The organism is Microcoleus sp. BR0-C5 (assembly GCF_036705045.1).
Lineage (GTDB): Bacteria > Cyanobacteriota > Cyanobacteriia > Cyanobacteriales > Microcoleaceae > Microcoleus.
In genome coordinates this window covers 1-21074 of the sequence record NZ_JAUBTR010000013.1, presented here as the reverse complement: position 1 = coordinate 21074, position 21074 = coordinate 1, and the positions used below count along the sequence as shown (strand labels likewise).

Sequence of the window (21074 nt, the reverse complement as noted above, 5' to 3'; positions counted from 1 at the left end):
CGGGTTCGCCCCATGCCCGGTATTCCGTTTCTATTCTTCCTCCTCTTCTTCATTGCCGGGATACACGAAGCTGTTGGAACGCCCAGTCAGAACTGATTTGCCCAGAGACAGAGCTTTCTGAGCTGCCACTACAGCTTTGCGCTTCCATGTGGCCTTACGCATATTCTTCTTGGATTTGGAGGTTTTCTTCTTAGGGACTGCCATGACAAATACTTTCTGCTTGCTTATATAGACAAACAAACATTCTAGCCGATTTTGCCGGTAATGCTTACTCGAAAAACCGCAATAACTGCTCACCAACCAATATCAAGTAGTAGGGTGCGTCAGCGATTAGCTTCTGGAAAAATAGACAAAATCCCCTAGGTAACGCACCCGCAGCAGCTAAAGTTCGTGAAAGTGGTAGATCACGACGCCAGTTACGGCATCGTTCTCAATACTCACATAACCCGTTTTGAGCATTGCCGTGAAAGCCTCTTCCACTTCGGCAAAAGTAGCGCCGGTTGCCATCACCCCTTGGGTGACAGATAATCTTCCGTTCTTGGTATAAGCTGCCTTCAGGAGTTTAACCCCTAACTGGTCTGGAGTTGGCTTGGGGTATGTCGCGGCGATCGCCCCGCTGACTGGATATAGCGGTATACCTTCGCGAGATACGCCGAGTTTGCCCCTGAGACTGGCATTGCGTTCGTCCACCATGTTCGGCAGCAGCAGCAAGTCAAACAATTGCCCAAACCCAAACAAACCAAAGGTAAACAGCCACAGCAAGCCCGTACCAATCTTGCCGTTGTAGAGGCGGTGGAGTCCGAATGGGCCGAAAAAACAAGCTGCCCATAAAAGGTAACTAACACCTAAATTGCTCATTTTCTGACCGTCCTGCCTGATTATTCTAAGAATTGGAGTCCCTTTATACATTTTGTACTTTCTATCTGGTGTTTGAACAGTTTGACACCAGCAGATATTTGTGAATTGTCCGAAGTTATTGGTTATTTACTACCAATGCCCCATGCCCCATGCCCCATGCCCCATGCCCCATGCCCCATGCCCCATGCCCCATGCCCATGCCCATGAGTAATTTTGCGTAGCAATTCTTAACGCCAGCAACATATTTACGCGAGCGAGAGCTTGGTAAACTGGAGGGCGTGGAAATTACAGCAGCTTAGACCTGGATTCCACACGGAGCGCCAAACGAAGCGCGCCGCCAGCGCTGGCCGGACATACACGAGCGCGATCGCCCGCAGTAGCCGACAATTGAAACAAGCGAGTAGTTATAAGCAGAAATCCAATAAACATATGGTAGATTCCCTCAAAAAACCCGCTTTTGCTGAGCCGCAAGAAGCGAAAACCCCAGCCAAAGAAACTATTCTCACACCGAGATTTTACACAACAGACTTTGACGAGATGGCCAAAATGGACATCTCGGTAAACGAAGCCGAACTCCAAGCAATTATCAAAGAGTTCCGCGTTGACTACAACAAAACCCACTTCGTGCGCGATGCCGAGTTCGATCAATCTTGGGAACACATCGACGGCGAAAAGCGCAAATTATTCATTGAATTCCTCGAACGCTCTTGCACCGCTGAGTTTTCTGGCTTCTTGCTCTACAAAGAATTGGCACGCAAGCTCAAGGACAAAAATCCGGTACTTGCCGAAGGTTTCTTGCTCATGTCCCGCGACGAAGCGCGGCACGCCGGATTCCTCAACAAAGCGCTGTCGGACTTTGGTTTGTCCCTGGATTTGGGCTTCTTGACCAAGAGCCGCAGTTACACATTCTTTAAGCCGAAGTTTATTTTCTACGCCACTTACTTGTCGGAAAAGATCGGTTATTGGCGCTACATCACGATTTACCAGCACTTAAAAGCGCATCCTGAAGACCAGATTTATCCGATTTTCCGATTCTTTGAAAATTGGTGCCAGGATGAAAACCGTCACGGAGATTTCTTCGATGCGGTGATGAGAGCTCAGCCTCAGATGTTGAATGATTGGCGCGCTAAGCTTTGGTGCCGTTTCTTCTTGCTGTCAGTGTTCGCGACAATGTATCTCAATGATATCCAGCGCGCGGGTTTTTATCGATCGCTCGGTCTCGATGCTCGCGAATACGACATCGAAGTGATTAAAAAGACCAACGAAACAGCAGGCCGCGTATTCCCCGTGATGCTCGACGTGAACAATCCAGAATTTTATGAACGCCTGGATGTTTGCCTCAAGAACAATCAGCAGTTGACTGCAATTGTTGCTTCTAATACTCCGAAATTCTTGCAGTTTTTCCAAAAGTTGCCTTTGTATCTGTCGAACGGCTGGCAATTAGTGAAGCTGTACTTCATGAAGACAATTGAATCACCTTCAGTACAGGGCGCTGTGCGTTAATTTTTGATTTTTCATCCTCTGTGACGGCGGTTCTGCGACAAGCGGAGCCGCTTTTTTTGGTATGATGTTAGATTAGTTTTCATTGGCGGCGTGCGATCTGGTTTCAAATTCTATTAAGGAACTTTATGAAGGACGTTTAGTTCTAATTCCCCGACTATGGCATTTACCCAACTCAAAAAACATTCTTGAAACTGTTGTGGTTCAATTCGGGCAAAGAAGGAGACTAAATGTGTCATGAGATGGTATACTATTCGGTAATTATAGAAAGCTTTTTAACCATTCATATTTGGGATTACCATAGGCTTCTATTCCGAACCGCTCCGTCTGCACCGCGTCTGGACAGCTAGAATCGCAATCGATCTAATATCTTTGAGCAAATGTTCTTTACTTCTTTCTATTCTTGGGTCTTTCAAGGAAAGCAAAAGGCTCTCAAAAACTGGTATTTAAAATATTCCTTGAAGGCAATGAATCTATTTGTTTTTGTTGGTAAGTTACAGCTTTACTAAAACGTCTTGCCATTGATAGCACCAATAAACTACAAAAAACTACATAAAAATTTACTCGGATTTAACTGTAGCATATTTGGGGTGAAAGTTAAGATGCGTTTACCCTGGTATCAATAGGTTATTAAACCTGTTTTTGGTGGAACGTTCTCACCTCAGTATCATTGTATGACAGAGACGGTTCGTTTCAGCAATTGCGAGCCATAATTGCCAAAAATTATCCGATTTTGCGCCACCCGATTTTTTCATTCCGCCACCAGCTAGAATCCGCTGTTTTGCGCCGCGATTCAGTAAGTATTATTCATCGAACAGCCTCTTTTTTAGGCAGTTATTTTGATATTGTTTTTGCTATTAATTCTCTCCCTCATCCGGGCGAAAAGCGTCTGGTAGAACGGGCAACAGCTTTGTGTTCAAAATTGCCTGAAGATTGGGAAAGCCAGATTCACAGTCTAACTAATTCTATTTCGTTACCTGCGGGCGATCGCCAAATTATACATTGTCTTGATGGACTGGTTGACAGTTTCGAGGGATTGTTGATTGAGGCAGGTTTAATTGCTACTAATTATGTGGCATTGCAATTCTGAAAGATTGGTGAATTAGATTTTTTTACAAATACAGGCGGGACGCCTGTGCCACAAATACAGGCGGGACGCCTGTGCCACAAACCGAACTTTTACAAACTTGCTTGTTGCAAATAACGCTCCAAGTCTTTAACCCGTTCTTGTGTCACCCTCGCTCTGCAATAACCGTAGGTAGAAGCAGCCAAAGTTCCACCTTCAAACTGCCCCATTTCATAATTGCAAGATTCATCTCTAAACTTGAGCCAACTACGCTGTGCTACTATCAATCTTTGCTTTTGTTTGCTGTTGAGTTTCGGCTGAAGTTGCTGATATACTTGATTGAGTTTTCTGTCTGCTGCCTGAAACTCTTGACTGGAACACGCATTCTGCTCCTGTGTAGTTTGAGGACTTTTGCAGTTAGGCTGTTGGGCGAGTTGCGAGGAAGTGTTGCTGGCTTGGCTGGGAAGTAAAAATCCTGCGGTTAACAACAGCGAACTCGCGGCTAATTTGACCCAAATAGTGATTTTTTTCAAAATATTTACCTCTTTTTCAATCTTTAATTTTTTCTGGTTGAGCCGATCGCCAAATCCACCAAGCTGCAGCCCACAGAGTAAAATTGCCGAAGAGAGTCATCGCCGCTTGCAGGGTAACAATCCATTCTAGGGCGGGAGAGTTGTCAAAATAGTGCCATGTACAGGCACACATAGCGCTGACGAGAGCGGGCAGCATTCCGGCGGAAAGGGCCCACCAAGCTCGGTTTTGAGTGACTTCGCCGTAAGTCCAAATTAACCAGATGGCGGCAATCCACTCGACGACGCTAGAGACGTGAATAATCCAGGTGGGAATTGACAAAGCGTGCATTTTTTGTATTCTGAACGAAGATGAAAGATTTATCGATCGGGACTTACGCAACTTTCATATAAAGTATGATGAGTCAGTCGATTTTAGATTTTAGATTTTAGATCTTAGATTTACTCCACAGATGAATCTTGGAGCTTGAGCTTTGGTCTAAAATTTTAGGAGCATCCACGACTTAAGTCGGGGCTTGTACCTGTTTTTGGGCTGGTCATACAATTTTAGATTAGCGATTGGAGATTTTATTAGATTTGTGATTTGAGCTGACTGATGACGTAAAGCCTTGAAGCTTGCTGACAGTATCATTTTTTTTGGTAGTAGTATTATCAAATTTCTAATCTCAAAAAAATCTAAAATCCCAAATCTAAAATCTAAAATAGTTAGATTCCCCATCACAAACAAAGAAAAGAGTAGAAATGCGAGCAATTTTGTGCGGCTATTACGGTAAAGGCAACGGCGGCGACGAGGCGCTGTTGGCATCGCTACTGCAAATGTTACCAGATGGCGTGACGCCGATCGTCCTGTCTGGCAATCCTGTCGAGACAAATCAGCGGTACGGGGTAGCTGCGCGCGATCGGATGAATGCCTTTCAAGTTCTCGAAGCACTCCGCACCTCCGACGCGCTAATCTGGGGCGGGGGTAGTTTAATCCAAGACGCAACTAGCATTGCGAGCCCTTTCTATTATGGGGGTTTGATGGGATTAGCGCAGCAGATGGGCTTAAAAACTGTTGCTTGGGCCCAGGGAATTGGGCCTTTGAAGCGCGAAATGACTCGCAAGTTATCTCAGCGCTGTTTTGCTGGATGCACCGCCGTCAGCGTGCGGGATAAAGGTTCAGCTACTTTACTTGCAGATTGGAAAATTCCCTTTACTTTAGCGCCCGATCCGGTGTGGGCTTTAGAGAATTCCCCCGTGTCGGGTTTGTGGGATTTACCTGCACCCAGAGTTGCTGTTTGTTTGCGTTCTCATCCTACACTAACTCCGGCGCGTTTGTCAATCTTAACTCAAGCTTTAGTTGACTTTCAAAAAGCAACTCGCACCTTAATTTTGCTGCTGCCTTTTCAAGCGTCTCACGACTTAGAAATTGCCCAACATTTGCACGAAGCCCTGCCGCAAAGGAGCCGTATCCTCAGTTTAGACGATCCGAGAAAGTTGAAAGGAGTATTCCGGGGAGTCGAAATGGCGATCGGGATGCGCTACCACAGTTTAATTATGGCAGCCTCCGAAGAATGCCGCTGTTTTGCTCTCAGCTACGATCCCAAAGTCAGTCAATTGATGGATGAGTTAGAAATGCCGGGATACTTATTATCAGAATTGCCAGAAGATCCTTATTTAATCAGCAAAACCTGGATCGAACACTATGCTAACGGCGACGCCTTATCGCCAGACAGGATAAAATTTATAGTAGAGCGATCGCTCTTTCATCGCGAAGTATTGCGCGCCGCGATCCAGTAATCTCATTCAGAGGTGAAATACAATGACAGTTAGTACAGCCGACTTAAAAATTACCTGGAAAAAATTGCCAGACGACTTCATTTTAGACGATGAACCAGTGGAAAATATCGATCATCCCTTGCTCGCTGCAGCCTTGCGGGAAATCTTAGAAATCGCAGGGCTAATTGTAACAGGAATATTAGTTGCCCCAAACATGGGAATTTGCGCTACATTAAACGGCAAGCTAGTTATTAAAGCTCCCGATTGGTTTTATGCCCGCAACGTACAACCACTTGAGAGTCAAGAAATTCGCCGCAGTTATACTCCCAACTTAGAAGGAGAAGTCCCGGCGATTGTCATGGAATTTTTGTCAGCTAGTCCCAACGATGAATATTCTAGTAAACAAACTTATCCGCCTGGAAAATGGTATTTTTACGAGCAAATATTGCGCGTTCCAGTCTATGCACTTTTTGAACCAGCCGCCGGAGTTTTAGAAGTCTACCACTTGGATTCATCAGGAAAGTATGAAGTACAACTACCCGATGCTTTCGGTCGTTATTGGATTTCAGGAGTTGGGTTATTTCTGGGTGTTTGGCACGGAACAAAAGCCGAAAGAACGGGATATTGGTTGCGGTGGTGGGATGAGAGTGGAGAGATGTTATTGTGGGGAGTAGAGATGGTAGAAAGGGAAAGGCAAGAAATAGAAATTGTTCAACATCGAGCTGAACAAGAACGAGAACGGGCCGATGGACTAGCCGCCCAATTAAGAGCAGCAGGCATTGAACCAGAAGCCTAATGCAATAATGAGCAATTAAACTTTGCCGAGGAAAAGTTTTAATTGGTCATTAATTAAAAAGTATTGAACTACATCGCAAACATCAATATTTATCGGCGTTAATCAGCCTTCATCAGCGGTTAAAAATTACATTCAGGAGACAGCAAAATTGGCAAGAGTAAGAGTGCGGGAACACGTCAATCCCCTATCAATTAGATATCAAGCATCTGCAACCCCCCCGGATTGGACTAAAATCTATGCCGACTTAAATTTACCGCTGCATTTAGATATCGGCTGCGGCAGAGGGCGGTTTTTGTGGCACATGGCGCAAGTACAAACTGACTGGAATTTTCTCGGATTAGAAATTCGGGAACCTCTGGTAGAGGAGGCGAATCTGTGGCGGGACGAAAAAGGCTTGACAAATTTGCACTATTTGTTTTGCAATGCGAATAGTTCCCTGAAACCAATTTTAGAAACTTTACCCGCAGGTACTTTGCAGCGAGTTAGCATTCAGTTTCCCGATCCGTGGTTCAAGAAAAAGCACCACAAACGGCGGGTGGTACAGCAGGAATTAGTCAATGAATTGGGAACTTATCTGGCAATTGGTGGCGAAGTTTTTATCCAGTCAGATATTGAGGAAGTAGAAAGGGAAATGTGCGATCGCTTTTCATCTCACCCTAGTTTTCAACGTCAAAATGGTGGCGAATGGTTAGCCGAAAATCCCCTACCTGTGGCTACTGAAAGAGAAATTGCGACTCTGAAACGGGGCGAACCAGTTTATCGAGCACTGTATCAAAAATAATGCTCGTTTTTGCAAACTTACCTTGGTAATAAATGTTATAACTTACATCTTGCACCTTGGTTAGGAACAGGCAAGATGCCTGTTCCACAAAACTTAATTTTCTTTGTGGAACGGGCCGGAAAGCCCGTTAACAAAATAATTATTTCTAACTTAAACCCAAGACGGCAGCCACATCCTAATTTTCCATTCCATTTGCGACAAAGGCAGTCCCAAATAGATAGGCATCCAGAAAATAAAAGCACCCAAAACCAGAAAAAGAATTGTTACCCCCATCCCTCGGAGTCGAGTTTGAGGGCTGTGCAGCCACCTGTCTACCCACCAAGCAAGTGCTAAGGCTGCAAACACAGAACAGCCCATATAATGGTACAAAAATATGCAGCGAGTCACCTTCACCCAAGGCAGCAAATTAGCGGCCCAATTAACTATTAAATATAACGCCAGCCACATTTCAGCAGTCGGCGGAAACAAAATCGGCCGCTGCTGTTCTATCGCGTCAACAGAAGCCTCGCTGCGCGTTTGCAGCCACACCAAAATCCGGTGAACTAAAAGTCCTATTACTAGCACTAAAGCTAAGGTTGACAGCCACCACAGGAAGGGATTTCCCATTGCGTGAACGTCAAAAATTGCATGAGTTGCACCTTCAGGTAAAGGCGGCAAAACCGGATCTGGTTGGGCATTGCTGCTAGCAGTTTTGTAGAAGTAAACTATGGGGCGCAGCATCAAAGGCCAACTGTACCACGTGGAACAGTAAGGATGTACATCGGGGCCGCTTTTAATCCGCTGGTGATAAGTCAAAATTTCCGTTTGCATCTGCCAGAAGTTGGGAGTTGGATTAAAGTGCAGGTGAGGAATCCAAGAGATGCTGTAAACTAGAATAGGAATAATAGCTAGACTCAAACAGAGTTCTATAAAATTGAGTTTAGTCAGTTTTTGGACTGGGCTTTCGGCTGGAATTAGAGGTGAATCTACCTCGCGGCTTTGTTCTTCATTTCCTCTGTTACCCTGGATAAAACGAACTGCCCAAGCACAGATTAAAATTAGATAAGTACCAAAAAGAAACCATAATCCGTTCCATTTGATAGCCGCAGATGCGCCGAAACCTATTCCGGCGAGTACCAGCCAAAGCCAGCGCTTTTTGCCTTGGGATTCTACGGATTTGAAAATAAATAACTGACCTAAAATTCCAAACAAAACTAAATAAATGTTGTTCAGCGCGTAGCGAGACTCAACTAAAAACAAACCGTCGCAGGCGATAAATAAAGCAGCAATAAAAGCAAAGGTGCGGCGCCGAACTAGCTGATAAGCCAGCGCTCCCACAACTAGCGGAATAAAGGAACCCGTGAGAGCATTCAGCCAGCGGTAATCCCAAGGGGAAAGCAGGGAGCCAGCCATACTGTTGACGGCTGTTTTGCCGAAGGGAAGGTGAGTGCCGATCGCAATGCCGATCGCAATTATGTACTGGCTCAGCGGCGGGTGAGCGTTGAAAAAAGGAGTTTTGGTGAGATAATCGTTGGCAAATTTAGCGTAATAAACCTCGTCAAATACTAAAGTGTTAAATCGCTCTAGTTCCCAAAAGCGTAAAGTTAAGGAAAAGAGAAAAATGCCGAGCATGGCTAGGGAGAAAATAACATTCGATTTGTTAAATTGTTGTTTTTTGATTTTCATAACACAGCAGCAAATAATAGATCCTAAATTTGAGGGCGATCGCTAATTTAAAATTCCTGAGTTAAGATTAACGTAAGATAGGACTTGTGCAGAAACCGAAATTTTCATAAAAAACCGGGTTTTTTGGAAATACCCAGTTTCTTAAACCCGGTTTCTAATAATGCTTGGAGAGTGCAGCGAGAAGCAGTAGCCACTATTGTTTCACCAAATGCTCCCCATCTAATTAGCAAGCCGGAAGGAAAAGCGGGCATCACAAGGTGCGATAGATTATGATAGCAGCTAATCATGTCTTTTTTGAGTGAGTGCTTATGAATCCCATACTTTCGATTGGGGGGCGTTGGGGGTTAGCTGTAGGTGCGACTATGCTGATGGGCTCTGCCGCCGCGCCAAATCCCCAGACATTTGAAAGCTTTGCTGATTTCTGTACCAACAAAGAGAATTTGACCCCTGAAGCCAGACATACGGTGGAGGTGTTGCTATCAAAAGCAAAAACACAAGAGTGCGATCGCGCTCAAACAGCACTGACTAATCTCACAGAACTTTCCCTGATTCGCAATCAAATAGTAGATATCAAACCATTATCAAAATTCACCAATCTGAGAAAGCTCAACCTCAGTAGAAATCAAATAACAGATGTGCAACCCTTATCGGGACTGACTAATCTGAGATCCCTCGTCCTCAATTTCAATCAAATCTCAGACGTGAAACCATTATCGGGGCTGACTAATCTGACAGAGCTTTTCCTCGAAGCCAATCAAATCGTAGGTGTAAAACCTTTAGCTGGGTTGACTAATCTAACAGGGCTGTCCCTCGCATCTAATCAAATTGTAGATGTGACACCTTTATCGAGAATGACTGAGTTAAACTTTCTTTATTTGAGTGGCAATAAAATCGCAGATGTGAAACCCTTATCGGGATTGACCAATCTGATACTGCTTTTCCTAGAATCCAATCAAATCGCAGATATCAAACCTTTAGCGGGATTGACAAATCTGACCGCCCTACACCTCAGTAGAAATCAAATCGCAGATGCCCAACCTTTAGCGGGATTGGTATATCTGACAACCCTCGATCTCAGTAGAAATCAAATCCCGGATGGGGAAGCCGAGCGATTAATTCAGAAAAACAAACAACTATTAAATCAAAAAACAGATGAAGCCGAGCGATTGGTTCAGGAAGCTAGGCGACTATTCGCTCAGGAAACAGCAGCATCTTACCACGAGGCATTGCAAAAGTTTGATGCAGCGCGATCGCTTTATCGAATGCTTAGAAATTGGGAGGACGAAGCTTACACGCTGAATCAAATCGGCTTCATTATTAATAGATTAGGAGACAGACAGCAAGCCCTGAACTACTACAAGCAAGCTCTTTCTTGGCATCAGACTATACGTGATCGCCATATGCAAGCCCCCATCCTCAACAACATTGGGGCCGTCTACTATGCTTTGGGAGAGAAACAGCAAGCCATCGACTACTATAACCAAGCCCTTTCCCTAATTCGGGAAATGCGCGATCGCCCTGAAGCAAGTATCAACCTCAGCAACATCTCGAACCTACCCGCAAACAGCGACACATCTTGGGGCGATCGCACTGCGGAAGCCACCACACTCAACAACATCGGCTTAGCCTACAACGATTTGGGAGAAAAACAGAAAGCAAAAGAGTATTTTAACCAAGCCCTTCCCTTATTCCGGGCTATGGGCGATCGGGCTAAGGAAGCCACTATCCTCAACAATATTGGCTTAGTCTATTCAGATTTGGGAGAAAAACAAACAGCCCTCGACTACTACAAACAAGCCCTCGATTTGACACCAAAAGTGGGCGATCGGCGTGGAGAAGCCCTCACCCTCAACAATACAGGTACTACTTACTCAGAATTGGGAAAACAGCAGAAAGCAGAAGAATATTTCAACCAAGCCCTGCCGCTGTTTCGCGCTGTGGGCGATCGTCCTGGGGAAGCTCTCACCCTCTACAATATGGCTAATATCAAAGGCGAGCGAGGCAATTTAATCGCAGCCCTCACTGACATTGAAACCTCCATCAAAATCATCGAAAACCTCCGCACCAAAATTACCAACCACGAGCTCCGCCTCTCATACTTTGCCACGGTACAAGACTATTACCAGTTCTACATTGACCTGTTAATGGAACTGCACAAAACCAATCCCAAATCTGGTTACGATCGCAAAGCCTTAGAAGCCAGCGAACGCTCCCGCGCCCGCACTTTATTGGAACTTCTTCAAGAAGCAAACGCCGATATTCGCCAAGGTGTCGCCCCGGAGTTATTGCAGCAAGAACGCAATTTACAACAGCAACTCGATGCCTTAGAAACACGCCGAATCGAAACTATAAGCCGCCCCCATCATACCCCCGCAGAAAAAGCAGAATTAGACCAAAAACGGCAAACTTTACTAGGACAATATCAGGACATTCAAGCCCTAATCCGCTCCACCAGTCCCCGGTACGCCACTCTCACCCAACCGCAACCTTTAACCGTGGCACAGATTCAACAACAAATCCTCGATCAGAATACAATTTTACTCCAGTATTCTTTAGGGAAAGAGCGCAGCTATCTGTGGGCTGTGACTAAAACCAGTATCACCAGTTATAAATTGCCCAAACGTGCCGAAATAGAAAAAGCAGCCCGCAATTTCCGCGATGCTGTGACTAGCCCGCTCTACCGAAACATTCCCGATCGAGTTGCTGAAGCTAACAACACGCTTAGTCAAATTATTTTACAGCCTGTAGCAGCACAACTAGGTCAAAAACGCCTGCTGATTGTTGGCGATGGCATTCTCAATTACCTCCCCTTTGCCGCCCTCTCACTCCCCGAAACACCCGGTACAAATCGGAATTCGCCTTTAATTGTAGACCATGAAATTGTGCTGCTGCCTTCCGCTTCCACCTTGGGAATCTTAAGACAAAACTACAATGACAGACAACCCCCAACTCGGACTTTAGCAATGCTCGCCGATCCAGTTTTTAGCGCTGACGATGAACGAGTCAGAACCCAGTCTAATAGCGCCAATCCCCAAGCAATAGAATCAGTAAATCTCGGTTTAAGCCGCTCTAGCCGCGCCAATAACATACAGTTCAGCCGTTTAAAATTCACTCGCCAAGAAGCTCAAATCATTCAAGCGTTGGTTCCTGCCAATTATCGCACCGCATCTTTGGATTTTGCAGCCAGCCGCGCCTTCGCAACCAGTCAGAACTTAAGCCAATATAAAATCATTCATTTTGCCACTCACGGTTTAGCGAATAGCACTCACCCGGAACTATCGGGAATCATCTTGTCACTGGTAGATGAAAAGGGCAATCCCTTAAACGGATTCCTGCGACTTACTGATATTTTCAATCTGAAATTAGCAGCCGATTTAGTAGTGTTAAGTGCCTGTCAAACCGGATTAGGGCAGAACATTCAAGGCGAGGGCATGGTAGGATTAACGCGAGGATTTATGTATGCGGGGGCTCAGCGAGTGGTGGTGAGTTTATGGAATGTGGATGATGAAGGAACAGCTACGTTAATGTCGAGTTTCTATCAGGGAATGCTGCAAAAAGGGTTAACGCCAGCGGCAGCATTGAGGGCGGCACAACTCGAAATGTTGAAGCAGGAAGAGTGGCGTTCTCCTTATTATTGGGCGGCTTTTACTCTTCAGGGGGAATGGCGATAAATTTTAGGGAAAACAGTTAGGATATCAAGTCAGGTTAATAGTTGATAAATCTTATATGGTAATAGTCGAGCAAATTTTTGCGATGTGACCGAATGCTTTTTGTGATTTTTTTTGTAGGCTGCTAAGTAGGTCGGCGGGAAAATCCATAAGTATGTAACAAAATATTAAGTCGGGTGACTGGACTTGAATTTAATACGTTGTGTAGGGTAATCTTCTCTTTTTCCTTTAACTTCTACTCCATGAATTACGGCGTAGGCGAGTTCTAATTCATCCCTGGGGGGGTGACAACCCACCTGAAACCCATAGCTAGTAAGGATTGAGCCAACTTGTGGTAAAAAAAGATAGGCAGCAGAGTTGTTACACGCTTGCCTATCCAAAAAAATAATGATACTAAGATTCTACCAGACTCACTTACAAAAATACCTGACGCCATCTCAGTTTTTGGTGATGACAATTTTGCTATCCTTGATGCAATCAGAAAAACAAGTGAGATTAGAGCGGCTCTCCCGAGTATTTCCCTGTCTAATTACAGCCGAAAGTCGGCGACGGAAATTACAAAGATTTTTGGATTTACCGAATTTAACAATCGAATTAATTTGGTTTCCATTAATTACTTACTGGTTGACTACTTATTGCTCTGTCGGTCAAACCTTGTCAATCGCAATCGAGATCAGTCAATGGGGGTGTATTAATCTTTTCATGGTTAGCTTAATCTGGGAGCGAAGAGCACTTCCATTATACTGGTCATTGTTGCCCAAATTGGGGAGCAGCAACTTCGAGGAACAGACTACAAATTTACAGCAAGTTTTACCGTTATTTTCAGATGGGTAAAGTCATCGTTTTAGGAGACCGTGAATTTTGTTCTGTCGATTTGGGAAACTGGCTCAAGGAAAAGGGTGTGTCTTTTTGCTTAAGACTGAAGAGGAATCATTGTATCGAAACAGAGCATTTAGTTTGGCAGCGATTAGATGCAGGGTAAGCGCATCTAATTTAGTATCAGATGTAACCGACAAAAAAATGAGGGTGCAGTATTATCGCTTGCCGGTTTGGCTGGGAGATTCTATAATGACTCTCAAGCTCAGTATAAGATAGGAATGAATACTCCATGAATAAAGGATTTTCACCAGTTGTAGCGAACGCTAAATTAAAAACCCAAAAAAAAACCCAGCCTCAACCTATTTCTATGCAAGAACTAGAAGGGGGTTTGTTGAATTATTTTGATGATCTACCTGATCCAAGAGTTGACCGTACTAAATATCACTTACTTAAAGATATTATAGTGATTGCTTTGTTAACGATAATAGCTGGAGGTAACGGATGGGAAGATATGGAAAATTATGGAATAAGTAAACAATCCTGGCTCAAACAATTTTTAGAATTACCCAATGGCATTCCTCATCATGATACGTTTCGTAGAGTTTTTGAAAAATTAGATCCCAAAATTTTAGAACAGAATTTAACTCAATGGGTTCAAAAATTTATCGGTTCAGTTGTTAACCAAGTTATCCCGATTGACGGAAAAAGTCTTCGGGGGTCTTATGACCGAAATCAGGGCAAAAAAAATTTACATTTAGTGACAGCGTGGGCTTCGGAAAATCGTTTAGTCCTCGGCCAAGTTAAGGTAGACAGCTATTCCAATGAAATTACAGCCATTCCAGCTTTGTTAGAATTAATTGACGTAACCAGCGCAATTATTACGATGGATGCAATGGGAACTCAAACGGAGATTATTAAACAGATTGTTCATAAAAAAGCTAATTATGTAGTTTGCTTAAAAAGTAATCACCCGACTCTTTACAATCAAGTGAAATCTTGGTTTGAGCTTCAATCAAGTCGGCAATTTGATGGAGTTAAAATGACGGATTACCGTCAAGTATAAAAAGGGCATAACCGGATTGAGAAAAGAAGGGTTTGGGCCATTCCCGTTTCAGAATTTGGAGGTCTTTATAATCAAGATAAATGGGCGGGACTCCAGACGGTTGTTATAGTCGAACGGTTTCGACAAGAGTGGAATGGAACCTCTCATGAAGTCCAGTTCTATCTAAGTTCTTTAACCGTAGATGCTCAAAAACATGGTTCTATTATTCGGGAACATTGGAGCATTGAAAATAAACAACATTGGGTTTTAGATGTGACTTTTAATGAGGATAAATCTCGCGTCCGAACATTGAATAGCCCTCAAAACTTGGCTGTGCTCAGACGGATGGCCCTTAATGCCCTCAATCTGTGAAACCACCCTACCGCGTAGCTTGAGACAAAAAAGGAACCGGGCAGCCATGAGTGATGAGTACATGATGCTTATTATCAAATCCGGCTCTCCTGAGTTTATGGTGTAAAATGTACCTAATAATACATTTACCGTTATGAGCTTCCATCTAGACTATCTATTAGCCTTGCCTGGAGTCAGGGTTGAAACTTGTACTCAAGTTGAGGGAAAAATTTTCTTGGGACTGAGCATTTTATCAGAAGGAATTGTTTGTCATCATTGTAAACATTATACCGAAAAACTGCATCAAAATCGACCAATTCTAGTAAGAGATTTGTCTGTTTTTGGTCGTCCTGTGTATTTGAAAATCCCACGGCGGCAGTTTTACTGTCCTAGTTGCCAACGGTATCCCACAGAAAGAATAGATTTTTTGGACGTTAAAAGACGGCATACTCAACGATACGAACAAAATATTTATGAGCGTGTAAAACAATCGAGCATGGAGCAAATTGGACGAGAAGAAGGACTGAGTTATGACGAAATAAAAGGAATATTTGAGCAGGTAATTAAGACCAAAAAAAAAACTAATTGGAAAATCACCACACGAATTTCTATCGACGAGATAAGTATGCGAAAAGGTCAAGGGAATTTCGTGACTGTTGTTAGTGACATTTGTGAGGGGAATTTAATTGAGATGATTGATTCTCATCGCTCGGAAGAAATCAGTGAAATCTTTATGAAACAGCCGATTGAGGTTCGGAAACAAGTTGAGGAAGTGAGTGTTGATATGTGGGGGGGATTCCCTAAAGTTATCAAAAAAGTATTCCCAAATGCCCTAGTTGTTATCGATCGTTTTCATGTAATGAAAGTAGTTAATAAAGACTTAAATAAGTTACGTAGAGCAGCCGGAATAACAGATAGGCAAAGTAAATATTTATTATTAAGTAATCGAGTAAATTTGAATACTGAGCAGATTGATAAATTAGAATTGACACTAGCAAAATCAGAATGTTTGAGAATTGCGTATGAGATGAAAGAAAATTTTAGAGAAATATATGAGACTAATTTGACGGTCAAAAAAGGGCAGAGGAAAATCAAAGAGTGGCTCAATCATGCACAAGTATTTTTTAGAGAATCTGCATCAACAATTGAGAATCATTTTGAGGGTATTTGCAACTACTTTCTTCATCGCACCACAAGTGGAGTCATGTCAGGAATCAACAATCGGATTAAGTTGATAATGCGGCAAGGGTATGGTTTTTCTAATTTTAATAATTTTAGGAATCGCGTATTAGCTTGCTTTTCTGATTAGATAAACTTATAACCATAAGTTCAGGAGAGCCTCAAATCCTTGTGTCAAGCCTGATTGAGATGCTCTTACCCTGAGCGTTAATCTCCAAGCACTCTTAGTCTGGCTTGGCAATTATGGACATCTTTCTTACGCAAAGCTGACTGAGTTATTGTGGGAACTCGGCAGGATAGAAGTGTCCGTAGGAACACTCCAAAAAACGAATCAACGAGTAGCAGCAGCAGTAAAGCCAGCGATTAATGCACTGTGGGAATGGGCCCAGGAGCAATCAAACGTTCATGTAGATGAAACGCCCTGGTGTGTGATGGGGGTTAAAGAATGGCTATGGACGGCGAGTGGAGAAGGATTCTGTTTATTCCATGCTGCAGATACCAGGGGACGTGTGGAATTAGAAACCATGCTGGGCACAGAATTTGCGGGAGTCTTAAGCTCAGATGATTTCAGCGTTTAAGCTGTTACGCATTTAAATTGGAAATTCAGGACAGGCTAGAAGCCCGTCCCACAAGAGTTGTATTGATTTTTGACAGACAGTTTAAATGTAGAACAGCTTATAATGGTGGGAACATCGCAGCCCAACAGAAGTGTCTGGCTCATTTACGGCGGCATTTCAAGAAAGTGCTAGAACTTCCTGGCAACAATAATGCAGCAGTCGCTCAAATATTTCTTTCATTAATTGATGAAGCTTTTCGAACCCATGAGTCCTGGCGCAAGACGAGGGCTCTACTCACCTACCACTCGTGGGCAAATGATTTCAAAATACGATTGAATCTTGCTTTGGGGACTTGGTTGAACCAAGTTGGTTATGCCGCAGGTTTGTTACTCAAATCCTTACGAGATAAGGCAGAACAATGGTGGTATTTTCTGAATGACCCCTCGGTGCCTCCGGATAATAATTTAGCAGAACGTTCTCTACGGCTAGCTGTCACGAAACGGAAAGTTTCTGGTGGCTCTCGTTCGATGAAACGATTTGAGGAAACGGCTAATTTATTGAGTGTGATTCAAACCTGTCGTTTTCAAGCTCGTTCAGTAATGGCTTTTTTCCGTGAGGCTATTTCTGCCCAATATGAGTGACTTGGCTATGCCTGAGCTCATTCCCCTTTTTCAGACCTGAATCCTTACAAATTCTCAATTGACAAAGGTACAGTATAATGTCTTTATTACTCAAAAAGGACAAAATCCTCAACAAGTAAAGGCAGAGATAGAACAGAGCGTCCAAGAGCGTTTCTCTTGGTTTCTGAATGAATTTGATACCAGCTCGCTTTCTTAATGCCAACTGCAAACAAAATACCGAAATTGGCGAGGGCGCTATATAAACCGCCACTCAGCACGTAATCCCAAAGCCGATCGAACGATTCGCTCATAAATTGGGAACCTTGTGCAGACTGATTGAGAATTTGAGGAATTTAGTCTTGCACAGCCCCAAATAAGAGGGAACTTTTCAATAAAAAACTTTGGGATAACATTTCCATCTTGAGTTCACCTAAAACGACACCCACACCCGAAAATTGATAAATGCCATGCCAATTGAAAAAGTACCTAATACTTCCTCGAATTACTACCTGATTGCCTTTGATAAGGATGGCAATGAACGCGATGAAGCTGATGGAAAGAAACTGAGCGAACAAATCTTCACAGCACTAGCCAATGAGCCAATCACAGATGTATTCCTTATGAGCCACGGGTGGATGGGTGACATCCCCGCAGCGCGACAGCAGTACAACGACTGGATTGGCGCTATGGCTAAACAAACAGCCGATATTGAAAAAATAAAACAGGTGCGATCGGGATTTCGTCCCTTAATGATTGGCCTGCACTGGCCGAGCAAACCTTGGGGCGATGAAGATTTGACAAGTTCGGTGTCCTTTGACGTGAACGACGAAGATCCAGTTGAGGGGTTAGTAGATGAATATGCCTCGCGCATTGCTAACACTGAAGCAGCACGGCAAGCCCTGCAAACAATTCTCAGGGCGGCGAGCGAAGACAACACACTTGATAGCTTGCCACCAGAGGTACTCAACGCCTACCAAGTGTTGAACCAAGAGGCTGACTTGGGTAGCGAAGGTGAAGGTGCGGCACCGGGTTCGGATTGGGAAGGTTTCGATCCAGAAGCCATCTATGAAGCGAGTATAGATGAACCAGTAAGTTTCAGCACCGACAGCAGCTCTTTCTGGGATAAGGTTTTGAACCCCCTGCGGGTACTGTCTTATTGGAAAATGAAAGAACGCGCTCGCAAAATCGGTGAGAACAGTGGGTTCAACTTGTTAAAAACACTGCAAGAGAACGCTGCAGAAACGGTGCGATTCCACCTGATGGGTCACAGCTTTGGATGCGTTGTTGTCTCTTCCATCCTCAACGGTCCGCAAGGGAAGGGTACGTTAGTCCGCCCAGTGAATTCTCTGGCGTTGGTACAAGGCGCTGTATCGCTCTGGTCTTATTGTTCAAAGATTTCATACGAACGCGATCGCCCCGGTTACTTTAATACAATCATCGCTCAAGGTAAAGTCGCAGGTCCGATCGTTACAACTCACTCCCAGTTCGACTATGCAGTCGGCAGGATGTACCCCCTAGCTGGAAAGACTGCCTTTAGTAGTGTGGACTTTGCCCCCGGTCAATTGCCTAAGTATGGTGGAATTGGTAGCTTTGGTTTAGGCGGAGATGACCTCGCAGCGGAAAACATAAATATGCTCCCCTGCGATGCCTCGTATCACTTTAAACCGGGCAAAATTTACAACCTGGAAAGCAGCGAATTTATTTGTAATGCGAACCTGGGAGGACCAACCAGTGGTGCCCATTGCGACATTGCCAAGCCGCAAGTAGCTCATGCCGTATGGTCGGCAGCTTATTCCACGTAAGCCCCAGAGTTAGACCCAATTTTTTGGCCTGGGAGAACGGATAGAAACTTAGAAAGCCCTTGTTAAAAAAGCTTGTGGGGTTTCTATCTGATTCACTCAAAACTCAAATTGTGATTATTCGCCGAACCAACCAGGAACCAAAAATATGAACGAAGAAGATTTGCTATTTTTCAATGGGATTAATGGCGCCAGCGGTGATTATTTGCTACCGCCATTGAGCGCCGAGCAAGTATCTAAGATTGCCCAAGGCGAAGAATTCGATCCAGACAATCTAGAAGATATCCAGCTAAAAAAGCGACAAATAGAAGAGCCTGGCTTTGCTCCGATAGAGGGAGTAGATCCCAAAAACCTCGCAGAAACAGGTTGGGGGGTAATTTTCGCTTACGATGCCGATCCGGCAATTCGAGACGCGCTCAGCGAGCTATTAGACCATCGCAAACAGCAAGCCACTCAACAGCACGAGGATTACTATAAGGAATACAAAGGTCCCCAAGGCTATCGTTACGACAAGGCAAAAAATCAGTACGAGTCAAAAAAGAATTTCTTGGCACGTCAGGGAGTATCTTCAGGTCCTGCCGATCCGGACAAAATGCCCTATTACCTGCTGATTGTTGGAGATCCAGTAACAATTCCCTATCGCTTTCAGTCCCAGCTCAGCGTTCAGTACGCAGTGGGTCGCATTTACTTTGATACGCTACAGGAATACGCGCAGTACGCTCACAGTGTAGTAGAAGCTGAAACTGGCAATTTATCCCTATCCCCTAGCGCAGCCTTTTTCGGTGTGTGCAACCCTGGAGACGCTGCCACTAATCTCAGCACTCAAGACCTAATTCAGCCCTTATCTGAATGGGTTGCCGAGAAACATTCCGGCTGGGATGTGAAAACGATTCTCAAAGAAGAAGCAACCAAAGCCCGCTTGGGGCAATTGCTAGGAGGCAGTGAAACACCTAGTTTGCTTTTCACTGCCAGTCATGGCATGGGCTTTCCCAACGGCGATCCGCGTCAGTTGCCCCACCAAGGCGCACTGCTGTGCCAAGACTGGCCCGGTCGCGAATGGGGACGAAAGCCGATCCCGGAAGATTTTTATTTTTCTGGGGACGATATTGGCGAACAAGCGCGGCTTTTAGGAATGATTGCTTTTCACTTTGCCTGCTATGGTGCTGGCTGTCCCCAAAAGGATGAATTCGACGGTCACTCTAAATTTCTTTCCGAACGACCCGATATTGCGCCGTATCCCTTTCTTGCTCGCTTGCCGCAGAAACTCCTGAGTCATGCCAAGGGAGGTGCCCTCGCTGTCATTGGTCATGTCGATCGAGCTTGGGGTTGTTCTTTCTCTAGTTCAGATATTCGTGGTTCAAGTGCGGAGAAACGGCAGATCGCAGTTTTTCAGAGTAGCGTTAAGCGTCTGCTGGAAGGGCATCCAGTAGGATCGGCAGTGGAGTATTTTGACGAGCGCTATGCCGAAATCTCCTCCGACCTCAGCTCTGAGCTAGAAGAGATTAAGTTTGGCGCGGTTCCCAATAATCAGAGTTTGGCTGGTATGTGGACGGCTAACAATGATGCCCGCAACTATGCCATTATCGGCGATCCAGCAGTCCGCCTAGTGGTCAGTGACAGTAAAGATGCCAGCGCCGATCGCCCTACGATTGAATCTGTGCATTTGCCTTTTCATCTGGCACAGGGTTTGGCTCAGGAAACTCAAGAGCAAGTTGTTGATGAAGCTGCTCTGAAGCAAGTTCAGACGCAACTTATATCATCATTAGAGCAATTTGTCAATACCGCCCAAAAAACTCCTGTTGACAGCGCCGAAAGTCTGCAAACAGCAACATCAATAGCCACCAATCTCTTGAATGTGTTGAAGGGATTGAGTTAATAGCGATCGCACCTAAGTGAACGGCTGCCGGGACTTTTCCCGCGCAGCTTTCAGGTTGTTAGGGAGCGATCTAGGGCAGCGGACTTGCGTCCTCGTTTGGGTCTGACGCTTCCTTGGCGTTCTTCGCTAGGAACTAGTACAGCTCGGCAGAAATAGACAGGCCATTAAACGGCCAAGACTTTACCCTTATATGTCCACTTAAAAGGTTT

Annotated in this window: 16 protein-coding genes and 2 pseudogenes; 11 read left to right on the top strand and 7 right to left on the bottom strand. The window is 44.5% G+C overall.

Annotated features, from left to right (window positions below):
* Positions 1-30 precede the first annotated feature (30 nt).
* Both rpmF and QUB08_RS08680 read right to left on the bottom strand, forming a co-directional pair.
* Positions 31-204, bottom strand: coding sequence for a 50S ribosomal protein L32 (gene rpmF / locus QUB08_RS08685; RefSeq protein WP_006632406.1), 174 nt, complete (start codon positions 202-204; stop codon positions 31-33).
* Between the two features lie 177 nt (positions 205-381).
* Positions 382-858 carry a TM2 domain-containing protein gene (locus QUB08_RS08680; RefSeq protein WP_333209224.1) on the bottom strand — a complete coding sequence of 159 codons (477 nt, stop codon included), beginning with the start codon at positions 856-858 and terminating at the stop codon, positions 382-384.
* A 429-nt stretch (positions 859-1287) separates the two neighbouring features.
* Between QUB08_RS08680 and acsF the strand changes: the two genes are divergently transcribed.
* Positions 1288-2361, top strand: coding sequence for a magnesium-protoporphyrin IX monomethyl ester (oxidative) cyclase (acsF, locus tag QUB08_RS08675; protein ID WP_333224441.1), 1074 nt, complete (start codon positions 1288-1290; stop codon positions 2359-2361).
* 113 nt (positions 2362-2474) lie between these two features.
* Here the strand turns inward: acsF and QUB08_RS08670 are convergent, their stop codons facing one another.
* On the bottom strand, positions 2475-2597 hold the full coding sequence (locus tag QUB08_RS08670) for a hypothetical protein (RefSeq protein ID WP_333224336.1): 123 nt from the start codon (positions 2595-2597) through the stop codon (positions 2475-2477).
* A 431-nt stretch (positions 2598-3028) separates the two neighbouring features.
* Here QUB08_RS08670 and QUB08_RS08665 point away from each other — a divergent pair, with 431 nt between their 5' ends.
* The gene (locus QUB08_RS08665; RefSeq protein ID WP_333224335.1) at positions 3029-3448 is read left to right on the top strand and encodes a hypothetical protein; all 420 of its coding nucleotides are present in this window, start codon (positions 3029-3031) and stop codon (positions 3446-3448) included.
* A gap of 89 nt (positions 3449-3537) precedes the next feature.
* Here the strand turns inward: QUB08_RS08665 and QUB08_RS08660 are convergent, their stop codons facing one another.
* Together QUB08_RS08660 and QUB08_RS08655 are read right to left on the bottom strand one after the other, a co-directional pair.
* Complete coding sequence (locus QUB08_RS08660; RefSeq protein WP_333154631.1) at positions 3538-3957, bottom strand: lysozyme inhibitor LprI family protein; 420 nt, start codon at positions 3955-3957, stop codon at positions 3538-3540.
* 16 nt (positions 3958-3973) lie between these two features.
* A complete protein-coding gene (locus tag QUB08_RS08655) occupies positions 3974-4285 on the bottom strand; it encodes a DUF2499 domain-containing protein (protein WP_333154630.1) in 312 nt (103 codons plus the stop codon).
* A 410-nt stretch (positions 4286-4695) separates the two neighbouring features.
* Here QUB08_RS08655 and csaB point away from each other — a divergent pair, with 410 nt between their 5' ends.
* From csaB to trmB, 3 genes are all read left to right on the top strand, one after another.
* Positions 4696-5733 carry a polysaccharide pyruvyl transferase CsaB gene (csaB, locus tag QUB08_RS08650; RefSeq protein ID WP_333224334.1) on the top strand — a complete coding sequence of 346 codons (1038 nt, stop codon included), beginning with the start codon at positions 4696-4698 and terminating at the stop codon, positions 5731-5733.
* Positions 5734-5755: 22 nt separating this feature from the next.
* A complete protein-coding gene (locus QUB08_RS08645; RefSeq protein ID WP_333224333.1) occupies positions 5756-6508 on the top strand; it encodes a Uma2 family endonuclease in 753 nt (250 codons plus the stop codon).
* Positions 6509-6656: 148 nt separating this feature from the next.
* On the top strand, positions 6657-7289 hold the full coding sequence (gene trmB, locus QUB08_RS08640) for a tRNA (guanosine(46)-N7)-methyltransferase TrmB (RefSeq protein WP_333224332.1): 633 nt from the start codon (positions 6657-6659) through the stop codon (positions 7287-7289).
* A 150-nt stretch (positions 7290-7439) separates the two neighbouring features.
* Here trmB and QUB08_RS08635 read toward each other — a convergent pair whose 3' ends face one another.
* The gene (locus QUB08_RS08635; protein ID WP_333224330.1) at positions 7440-8954 is read right to left on the bottom strand and encodes a phospholipid carrier-dependent glycosyltransferase; all 1515 of its coding nucleotides are present in this window, start codon (positions 8952-8954) and stop codon (positions 7440-7442) included.
* Positions 8955-9262: 308 nt separating this feature from the next.
* Between QUB08_RS08635 and QUB08_RS08630 the strand changes: the two genes are divergently transcribed.
* The 4 genes and pseudogenes from QUB08_RS08630 to tnpC all read left to right on the top strand — a co-directional run.
* Positions 9263-12625 carry a CHAT domain-containing protein gene (locus tag QUB08_RS08630; protein ID WP_333224329.1) on the top strand — a complete coding sequence of 1121 codons (3363 nt, stop codon included), beginning with the start codon at positions 9263-9265 and terminating at the stop codon, positions 12623-12625.
* Positions 12626-13730: 1105 nt separating this feature from the next.
* Positions 13731-14961 (top strand): annotated as a pseudogene (locus QUB08_RS08625) (ISAs1 family transposase).
* Between the two features lie 27 nt (positions 14962-14988).
* Positions 14989-16143 carry an ISL3 family transposase gene (locus QUB08_RS08620; protein WP_333224327.1) on the top strand — a complete coding sequence of 385 codons (1155 nt, stop codon included), beginning with the start codon at positions 14989-14991 and terminating at the stop codon, positions 16141-16143.
* Positions 16144-16213: 70 nt separating this feature from the next.
* A pseudogene (tnpC, locus tag QUB08_RS08615) lies at positions 16214-17211 on the top strand (IS66 family transposase); the annotation flags it as partial.
* An 86-nt stretch (positions 17212-17297) separates the two neighbouring features.
* Here the strand turns inward: tnpC and QUB08_RS08610 are convergent.
* Positions 17298-17501, bottom strand: coding sequence for a hypothetical protein (locus QUB08_RS08610; protein ID WP_333224325.1), 204 nt, complete (start codon positions 17499-17501; stop codon positions 17298-17300).
* A gap of 156 nt (positions 17502-17657) precedes the next feature.
* Here QUB08_RS08610 and QUB08_RS08605 point away from each other — a divergent pair, with 156 nt between their 5' ends.
* Together QUB08_RS08605 and QUB08_RS08600 are read left to right on the top strand one after the other, a co-directional pair.
* Positions 17658-18992: a hypothetical protein gene (locus QUB08_RS08605; RefSeq protein WP_333224323.1), complete on the top strand. Its 1335-nt coding sequence runs from the start codon at positions 17658-17660 to the stop codon at positions 18990-18992.
* Positions 18993-19137: 145 nt separating this feature from the next.
* Positions 19138-20865 (top strand): hypothetical protein, encoded by a 1728-nt coding sequence (locus QUB08_RS08600; protein ID WP_333224321.1) that lies wholly within the window; start codon positions 19138-19140, stop codon positions 20863-20865.
* Positions 20866-21074 lie beyond the last annotated feature (209 nt).

Bases quoted from the DNA above. Each gene is read 5' to 3' on its own strand.
- acsF (WP_333224441.1), top strand. From the start codon at position 1,288: ATGGTAGATTCCCTCAAAAAACCCGCTTTTGCTGAGCCGCAAGAAGCG.
- QUB08_RS08610 (WP_333224325.1), bottom strand. From the start codon at position 17,501: ATGAGCGAATCGTTCGATCGGCTTTGGGATTACGTGCTGAGTGGCGGT.
- QUB08_RS08600 (WP_333224321.1), top strand. From the start codon at position 19,138: ATGAACGAAGAAGATTTGCTATTTTTCAATGGGATTAATGGCGCCAGC.
- QUB08_RS08655 (WP_333154630.1), bottom strand. From the start codon at position 4,285: ATGCACGCTTTGTCAATTCCCACCTGGATTATTCACGTCTCTAGCGTC.
- QUB08_RS08635 (WP_333224330.1), bottom strand. From the start codon at position 8,954: ATGAAAATCAAAAAACAACAATTTAACAAATCGAATGTTATTTTCTCC.
- QUB08_RS08670 (WP_333224336.1), bottom strand. From the start codon at position 2,597: ATGACACATTTAGTCTCCTTCTTTGCCCGAATTGAACCACAACAGTTT.
- QUB08_RS08680 (WP_333209224.1), bottom strand. From the start codon at position 858: ATGAGCAATTTAGGTGTTAGTTACCTTTTATGGGCAGCTTGTTTTTTC.
- csaB (WP_333224334.1), top strand. From the start codon at position 4,696: ATGCGAGCAATTTTGTGCGGCTATTACGGTAAAGGCAACGGCGGCGAC.
- QUB08_RS08630 (WP_333224329.1), top strand. From the start codon at position 9,263: ATGAATCCCATACTTTCGATTGGGGGGCGTTGGGGGTTAGCTGTAGGT.
- QUB08_RS08645 (WP_333224333.1), top strand. From the start codon at position 5,756: ATGACAGTTAGTACAGCCGACTTAAAAATTACCTGGAAAAAATTGCCA.
- QUB08_RS08605 (WP_333224323.1), top strand. From the start codon at position 17,658: ATGCCAATTGAAAAAGTACCTAATACTTCCTCGAATTACTACCTGATT.
- QUB08_RS08620 (WP_333224327.1), top strand. From the start codon at position 14,989: ATGAGCTTCCATCTAGACTATCTATTAGCCTTGCCTGGAGTCAGGGTT.
- rpmF (WP_006632406.1), bottom strand. From the start codon at position 204: ATGGCAGTCCCTAAGAAGAAAACCTCCAAATCCAAGAAGAATATGCGT.